The sequence below is a fragment of the Parvibaculum sp. genome (genome assembly GCF_002684405.1).
In the GTDB taxonomy this organism is placed as follows: domain Bacteria; phylum Pseudomonadota; class Alphaproteobacteria; order Parvibaculales; family Parvibaculaceae; genus Parvibaculum.
In genome coordinates this window covers 1-6,893 of sequence record NZ_NYVD01000113.1, presented here as the reverse complement: position 1 = coordinate 6,893, position 6,893 = coordinate 1, and the positions used below count along the sequence as shown (strand labels likewise).

The window sequence follows — 6,893 nt, the reverse complement described above, 5'->3', positions numbered from 1 at the left end:
GCCGCGCGCCGATGGCAGACGATAGCGCAGCGAAATTCGCCGCGACGCTCGATCTCGACACACCGCGCCTCATCCGGGCGGAAGCCTATGGCCCGCTCGGCCATCCGGCCTCCGCGCATGAGGTAACGGCCACGCAATGGGTCGTGCCGGGCCGCGACCTCACCGGCGGCGATGGCTGGGTGCTGGAACTGCCAGGTTTCGTCGTGGAGCTTCAGTCGCCGCAAACGCCCATCGTCGCCTCATCGTCAGGAAAATCCATCGCGCTGAAGGCGAAGGTGACCATGATGTGCGGCTGTCCCATCACCCCCGGCGGTCTCTGGGATGCCGATGGCTATGAGGTGACCGGGCTTCTCTACAAGGACGGCAAGAAGGTGGACAGTGCGGCACTCTCCTATGCGGGCGAGACCAGTCTGTTCGCAGGCGACATGGCGACGCCCAGGCCGGGCCGCTACGAGCTTGTCGTCTATGCCTATGACCCGGCCAACGGCAATACGGGCGTGGCGAAGACGGCGCTGGTCGTCGGCGAGTGATAGTCCGAGAGCGAAAGAAGCGTCGGCTGGATCGCCGTCGGTGGCTGGTTTCGCGGTGCTGTCCACTAGTTCATGAGGCGTCGTGGAGAGTGCGGCGACTTATTTGCGGAGCAGAGACCGCCTCCGGTAGATGTGAACGACCCTGCTTGTTTCGGGTGGGAGAACAACGCCATTTTCTTTTGCGATCGAGAGAAACGCTTCAATACCTCGACATGCCGCATCGAGATACAAACGGCCCATTGAGGTTGTTTCAACCCTTAGGGTGCTCATGACGAAGGGCTGGATACTTTCAATGTCCGTCCACGGAACGAGTATTGTCGGGCCAAAAGTTTTTCGTATCTTCAGCCCGATTGTCTCAGGCGCTATCCGCCATCGAATGAACACCGCTGCAATATAAATTCCGGAAAAGCAAAACCGAAGACAAGCACAGCCCATGCCCAGGCATCATGCCGGTTATAGGCAGATGCATGCCAGCCGTCCAAAAGGTAGAAGATGCTTGATCCGATACAAAGTGCGCTTGCAAGAACGGCTATAAACGGCATCCGGACTTCATCATTTGTCCGCTTATCAAGAATGTCGAAAACACAGCAAAAGAGCGTTACAGCAAGGGCGGCGGCAACGCTGACTGCTAGCTCATACGCTGGCTGATTCATACCGTATACCTCCCTTGACGGCTTTTCACGCTCGGTGGACATGTGAGAATGGCAAGTCGAATCTAACCGGAGGTAAACCCTGCGTGGCAGTAACTTGGTCTCGCTCCGTCTTTTCCCGACATTCCCTTACGAAATAGGGGTGGCCCTCGGGCCTCCGCATCTCGATAATGCCCGCCACTGCATTTCGAGAGGGGAGAAACGTCCATGAGCATCCAGCGCCCGCTGATCGAGCTCCTGCTTCGCTGGCAGGTGAAGGGGAAATTCAAAAAGAACCCGGACGTTCAGCTTCTGCGGCCGATCATGAAGCAGATGGAACCACGCGTCTCCAAACTGCCGAAGGACATCACGGCCGAACCGCTCTTGCTGGGAGGTGTGCCGGCGGAGAAGCTCACGGCGCCTGAGCCGCGTCAGGAGGCGGCCTTTCTCTATATTCATGGCGGCGGCTTCGTCGGCGGCTCGCCGCTCACCCATCGCCCGCTCACCCGGCGGCTTGCCAGGGATATCGGCATTCCCGTCTATGCGATCGATTACCGCCTCGCGCCGGAGCATAAATATCCCGCCGGGCTCGACGATTGCGTGGCGGCCTATATGGGCCTTCTCGACATGGGCATCGCGCCCTCGGCCATTCTGGTCGGCGGCGACAGCGCGGGTGGCAATCTCACCCTGACGCTGGCATTGCGCCTCAAGGCGGAGGGGCTGCCGCAGCCCGCCGGCCTTGTCTGCCTCTCGCCCGCGACGGACATGACCGGCAGCGGCGCGTCGCGGCACGAAAATGCCGAGTCCGACGCGCTGTTCGTGGCCGAGATGATGGACAGCCTGGAGGCGGTCTATTGCCCGGGCGGCGATGAGAAGGATCCGTTCCTCTCGCCGCTCTTCGGCGATCTGGCCGGTCTGGCGCCGACCTTCATCCAGGTCGGCGAGAAGGAGATGCTGCGCGACGACAGCACCCTGATGGCCGATGCGCTGCAAAAGGCGGGCGTGGAGACCACGATCGAGGTCTGGCCCAAGGTCTGGCATGTCTGGCAGCTCAATGCCGACATGCTGCCGGAAGCGCGCGAGGCGATTGCCCATATCGTGGCTTTCGCGCGCCGCAGACTGGGCTAGCGGCGGGCGAGGGCGACACTGCCGGGTTGGGGCCGAGTGGGCCCCGTCCGTCGTCGATTCCTTCCGTCTCGAAAGGGCCGTCTGCCCGCCGTCACTTCATCGGGGGACGGACCGTTCGTGTGATTTTACTGAAATTTTTTTACTGTTCGGCCCGGGGCGGATTAAGCATAGCGCGCCGGATGACGGGGCGCGCATATCCCGCTCCACGCCATTTTTAATTTGAAAATGTGTCCATCATTTTTTGATTTATGCAAATCGACCGGATGTAAATTCTGGTGGAATCTTTATTTCAATTTGCATGTGCCAAATCATGGTTAACAAGTTCCGGATCATTTTAATCAATCGGTAAGTGGCTGCGGCAATCTTTGCGTCCGGGTCCTGATAATCGGGAAAACGGACGATGGATGACTGACGTGTCGGATACGGTTCTTGAGGATCTGCTGGCAACCGCGACGGATGCCACGCTGTTGCTGTCGCTGGATGGCAGGATTGTCGCTTCCAATGAAAATGCGCGGGGGCTGCTCGCGCCGGTGCGCGGCGAATTGACCGGGCTGGGTCTTGCCGAAATTGGCCGGGGCCCTCTTGCCCGTATTTGCCGTCTTGTCGAGGCGGCCATGAAAAGCGACGCGCCGGTGACGGAATGCGATGTCGTTTTCGGCGTGGCGGCCTGCAAGCTCACGGTAAGCCGGGGCGAGGCCCATTGGGTCGTTCGCATTCGCGATGAGACGAAGCCGCTTTCCAATCTCTATCGTATGCGGGACGCGGAGGCCGAAAAGGACGAGATCCGGGCGATGATGCTGACGGCGTTCAACAATATTGCCGTTGCCGTCGTTGCGATGGATCCCGGCGGGAAGCCGATTTATGTGAACCGCTTCGCGCGCCGCTTCGTAGGAGATTTGGTCGAGCGCGCGGAACCTGAGAATTTCTGCCATGCGGTCGGTCTGTTCGACGAAGGCGGAACGGCGCTGCTGGCGTCCGGCCTTCGGCCGCTGCCCCGGGCGCTGCGCGGCGAAACGGTGCTCAATCAGCGCCTGGTGCTCCGGAACGCGATCACGCAACAATCGCTGCGGGTGGATGCCAATGCTGCGCCGTTCCACGGCCGGGAGGGCCGTATCGCGGGGGCCATCGGCTGGTTCTATGTGGAGGATAAGGGGATCGGTGAGGCCGGGCACGATCCGGCGGATATCGTTCGGCCGATGGCGACCGGCTAGGCAAGAGAGTTTGTACCGTTCGTGTACGGTCGTTTTCGTGAAGGCATAAATCGCCGTGCTCGTTCCGGGCGCGGGGTCTGTTGGTGACGTTTAACAGGTTGGTCAAGGTGTCATTCGAAATTCTCAAAGATCTGCTTGCGACGGCGGAGCATGCGACATTGGTGCTGACGTCGGATCAAAAGATCGCGGCATGCAACGAGCGCGCGCGACATCTGATCGCGCCCGAGCTGGAAACGCTGGAAGGCCGTGCGCTGCCGGATATCTGCACTGGCCGCCTTCTCCGCTTCTACAATCTCGTTTCCTCCGCCATGCAGAGCGGGGATGCGGTGACCAATAGCGAACTCGCCATGGGCGATGCGGCCTGCACGATGGATGTGCGGCGTGGCGACGGCTTCTGGATCGTGCGGATTCGCGACGTGACCGAGCAACTCGCCAATCTCTACAAGCTGCGCCAGGCGGAAGCCGAAAAAGAAGAAATGTGGCAGCTGATGATGACGGCGCTCAACGGTATTTCCGTCGGCATCGTGGTCGCCGATGCGCAGGGCGGGATAATCTACGTCAACCGATTTGCCCGGAAGTTCATTGGCGATCTGATGGAGCGGTCCCGGCTCGAAGACCGCGCGAGCAATATGGGGCTGTACGAGGCGGATGGCGTCACGCTTCGCGCGCCGCATCGGCAGGGCATCCAGCGTGCCTTGAAGGGCGAGACCGTTATGGGCGAGCGGCTGGTGCTCCGCAACGAGCTGACGGAGCGCGCGCTGAACCTTCATTCCAACGCGGCGCCGTTTTACGACCGTGAAGGCAATATCGCCGGCGCGGTCGGGTGGATCTATCTGCTGGATCAGCTGGATGAAAATGCCGAACCGGTGCGCCCTGAGGAGAGCGCGGAAATCATCGACCTGATGTTCCGCAAAAATCGTGAGTGACCCCGCGGTTTCGCGCGATGCGCGACGGTGCGGAGGGCGTCGGTCCGAGGCCTCCCGTTGTCAGCCGAAGTCGATGGTTTCGTAGGCGGACTTCCAGCGTCGGGACCGGAGCCATTGCCAAAGATCGCCAAAGGGGCGACGTATTTCCCTTGAGAGCTTCTTGAGGCCTTTGGGTTTGACGCGCTTGATGTTGAACCTGTTCAAAAGCTGATCGGGCACGACAAGCCCGGCATCCTGCCGGCAAGGAGCCGGTATCACCTGATAGGCGTAGCATCCATAGACATGGGGCTCCCGGTAAAGGAGCCAATCCGTCGGACGGTCGAGGTTTTTCGAAACATCCAGCATACGCTCCGCCCCGCCGCGGCTGATGATATAGGCTGCGGTTCCCCAATGAGCGGAGCGAATAAGTTTGAGCTCTCGATCTCTCACCTTTATCACCGGGTGCTTCTGAAGCAGCGTCGGCATCGAGAAGGTTTCGAGTTTGATCGAGTCGAATTTCGATGGCAGCCAATCGGTGTTTTGAACCAGGTCGAAGAACCGGGGGAGGATTTCGATGTCATCCTCGAGTATGCAGGCGTAGGGGTCGCCGCTGTCGATCAGCCTCTGCCAGAGGACGCGGTGGCTCATGACGCAAGCGGCCTCGTTCCTGGTGAGGAGGCCCTCATAGTCGAGTGTCTTGCCGTCGATGGCCGGAAAGCGTTCGAAGGGAATCCCCTTTAGACGTTCCGTCATGACCTCCAGCCGGTCCGATGCACGATCGAGATTGATGAGATGGATTTTCACAAGGTTCCCCCTTGGGGGGGCTTATAAAATCACCCCGCTCACCATACAAGCGCGACCTACCAGTGGCCGGTATTTTCCATTGACGCCCAAGGCTCCTGCGGCGGCAGGGGGGTGCCTTCCTGCAGCAGCTCGATCGACACATTGTCGGGTGAGCGCACGAAGGCCATGCGGCCGTCGCGGGGCGGACGATTGATGGTGACGCCCGCATCCTGCAGCTTCTGACAGGTCTCGTAGATGTTCTCGACCTGATAGGCGAGATGGCCGAAATTGCGGCCTTCGTCCAGCTCTTCCGGGTCCCAGTTCCAGGTCAGTTCGACTTGAGCTTCCTTCTGTCCGGGCGCGGCGAGGAACACCAGCGAGAAGCGGCCTTCTTCGATGTCGAACCGGCCGATATTCTCAAGCCCCAGCTTGTTGACGTAGAAATCGAGCGAGGCGTCGAGGTCGCTGACGCGCACCATGGTGTGCAGGTATTTCACTTTCCGTCTCCCGGGTTACTTCAACTGTCATCCCGGCCCTCCTTGCATGTAGAGGTGGGCCGGGATCCAGGGGCCGAGATATCGCAGCCTGTCGCCCTGGACCCCGGGACGAAGCCCGGGGTGACAGGGAGAGAGCGGCGGGGCGCCCTGCATTGAAATTTCAAACTCAAGCCCGCATGATTCATGCTCAGGCAGGAAAGTCAAAGGAAGCGGGGCTCATGAACGAATTGAAACGGGCCATCGAGGAGGCGCACCGTATCGTCGCCTTTACCGGGGCGGGCATCAGCACGGAATCGGGCATTCCCGATTTCCGCTCGCCGGGCGGCATCTGGACGAAGATGGCGCCGATCTATTTCGACGATTTCATCTCCTCCGACGAGATGCGGCGCGAGGCCTGGCGGCGGAAATTCGCCATGGATGAGAGTTTTGCCAAGGCCATGCCGAACAAGGGCCATATGGCGCTCGCCAAGCTGGTGGACGAGGGCCGCATCAGCCACATCATCACGCAGAATATCGACAATCTGCATCAGGATTCCGGTGTGCCCGACGAAAAGGTGATCGAGCTGCACGGCAATACGACCTACGCCAAATGCCTGGATTGCGGCGCGCGCTACGAGCTGGAGCCGTTGAAGGCGGCCTTCGAGGAGACGGGCGAGGCGCCGCTTTGCACCTCCTGCGGCGGCTATGTGAAGACGGCCACCATTTCATTCGGGCAGGCCATGCCGGAGGCGGAGATGGAGCGCGCGCATGAGGCGACGCTGCTCTGCGATCTCTTCATCGCCATCGGCTCGTCGCTGCAGGTTTATCCGGCGGCGGGCTTTCCCATTCTCGCCAAGCGAAACGGGGCGCGCCTCGTGATCCTCAATCGCGACCCGACCGAGCTCGACGACATCGCGGATCTCGTCCTCCATGACGAGATCGGCCCCACGCTCGGCCCGGTTGCGATGCTGAACATGTGAGCGGGGTCCGGCCGGGCCGGACCCGCTGCATTATGGCTTGCCGGCCGATTTGCCTTTCGGCTTTCCTTTCGCGCCGGCTTTGCCCGGTGACTTCGCCTTGCTGAAATTCGATTTGCCGAATTTCGCCTTCGCGGCCTTGGACGGGCCGCCGCCGGTCTTGCCCTTGAAGCCGCCCGGTTTTCCACCCGGCTTCCCACCTGGTTTTCCGAACGATTTACCGCCCGGCTTTTTGCCTCTCGGCTTGTCGGCGG

General features: G+C 60.7%; 9 protein-coding genes. 6 read left to right on the top strand and 3 right to left on the bottom strand.

The features are described from left to right. The coding region (locus tag CMI59_RS10415) for a hypothetical protein (protein WP_293328169.1) at positions 1-530 on the top strand (530 nt) is incomplete at its 5' end. 362 nt (positions 531-892) lie between these two features. Here the strand turns inward: CMI59_RS10415 and CMI59_RS10410 are convergent. Continuing rightward, entirely contained in the window at positions 893-1,183 is a 291-nt protein-coding gene (locus tag CMI59_RS10410; RefSeq protein WP_293328167.1) for a hypothetical protein, read from the bottom strand. Positions 1,184-1,387: 204 nt separating this feature from the next. Between CMI59_RS10410 and CMI59_RS10405 the strand changes: the two genes are divergently transcribed. The 3 genes from CMI59_RS10405 (at position 1,388) to CMI59_RS10395 (ending at position 4,424) form a co-directional block, all read left to right on the top strand. Further along, a complete protein-coding gene (locus CMI59_RS10405; protein WP_293328165.1) occupies positions 1,388-2,287 on the top strand; it encodes an alpha/beta hydrolase in 900 nt (299 codons plus the stop codon). Positions 2,288-2,691: 404 nt separating this feature from the next. Next, positions 2,692-3,498, top strand: a complete 807-nt coding sequence (locus CMI59_RS10400) for a PAS domain-containing protein (RefSeq protein ID WP_293328163.1) — start codon at positions 2,692-2,694, stop codon at positions 3,496-3,498. A 107-nt stretch (positions 3,499-3,605) separates the two neighbouring features. Beyond that, positions 3,606-4,424 carry a PAS domain-containing protein gene (locus CMI59_RS10395; protein WP_293328161.1) on the top strand — a complete coding sequence of 273 codons (819 nt, stop codon included), beginning with the start codon at positions 3,606-3,608 and terminating at the stop codon, positions 4,422-4,424. Between the two features lie 60 nt (positions 4,425-4,484). Here CMI59_RS10395 and CMI59_RS10390 read toward each other — a convergent pair whose 3' ends face one another. Next, positions 4,485-5,207, bottom strand: a complete 723-nt coding sequence (locus tag CMI59_RS10390) for a glycosyltransferase family 25 protein (protein WP_293328159.1) — start codon at positions 5,205-5,207, stop codon at positions 4,485-4,487. 56 nt (positions 5,208-5,263) lie between these two features. Next, complete coding sequence (locus CMI59_RS10385; protein ID WP_293328157.1) at positions 5,264-5,683, bottom strand: VOC family protein; 420 nt, start codon at positions 5,681-5,683, stop codon at positions 5,264-5,266. Positions 5,684-5,901: 218 nt separating this feature from the next. Here CMI59_RS10385 and CMI59_RS10380 point away from each other — a divergent pair, with 218 nt between their 5' ends. Together CMI59_RS10380 and CMI59_RS10375 are read left to right on the top strand one after the other, a co-directional pair. Further along, positions 5,902-6,642 (top strand): Sir2 family NAD-dependent protein deacetylase, encoded by a 741-nt coding sequence (locus CMI59_RS10380; RefSeq protein WP_293328155.1) that lies wholly within the window; start codon positions 5,902-5,904, stop codon positions 6,640-6,642. Positions 6,643-6,679: 37 nt separating this feature from the next. After that, on the top strand, positions 6,680-6,893 hold a 214-nt coding region (locus CMI59_RS10375), incomplete at its 3' end, for a hypothetical protein (RefSeq protein WP_293328153.1).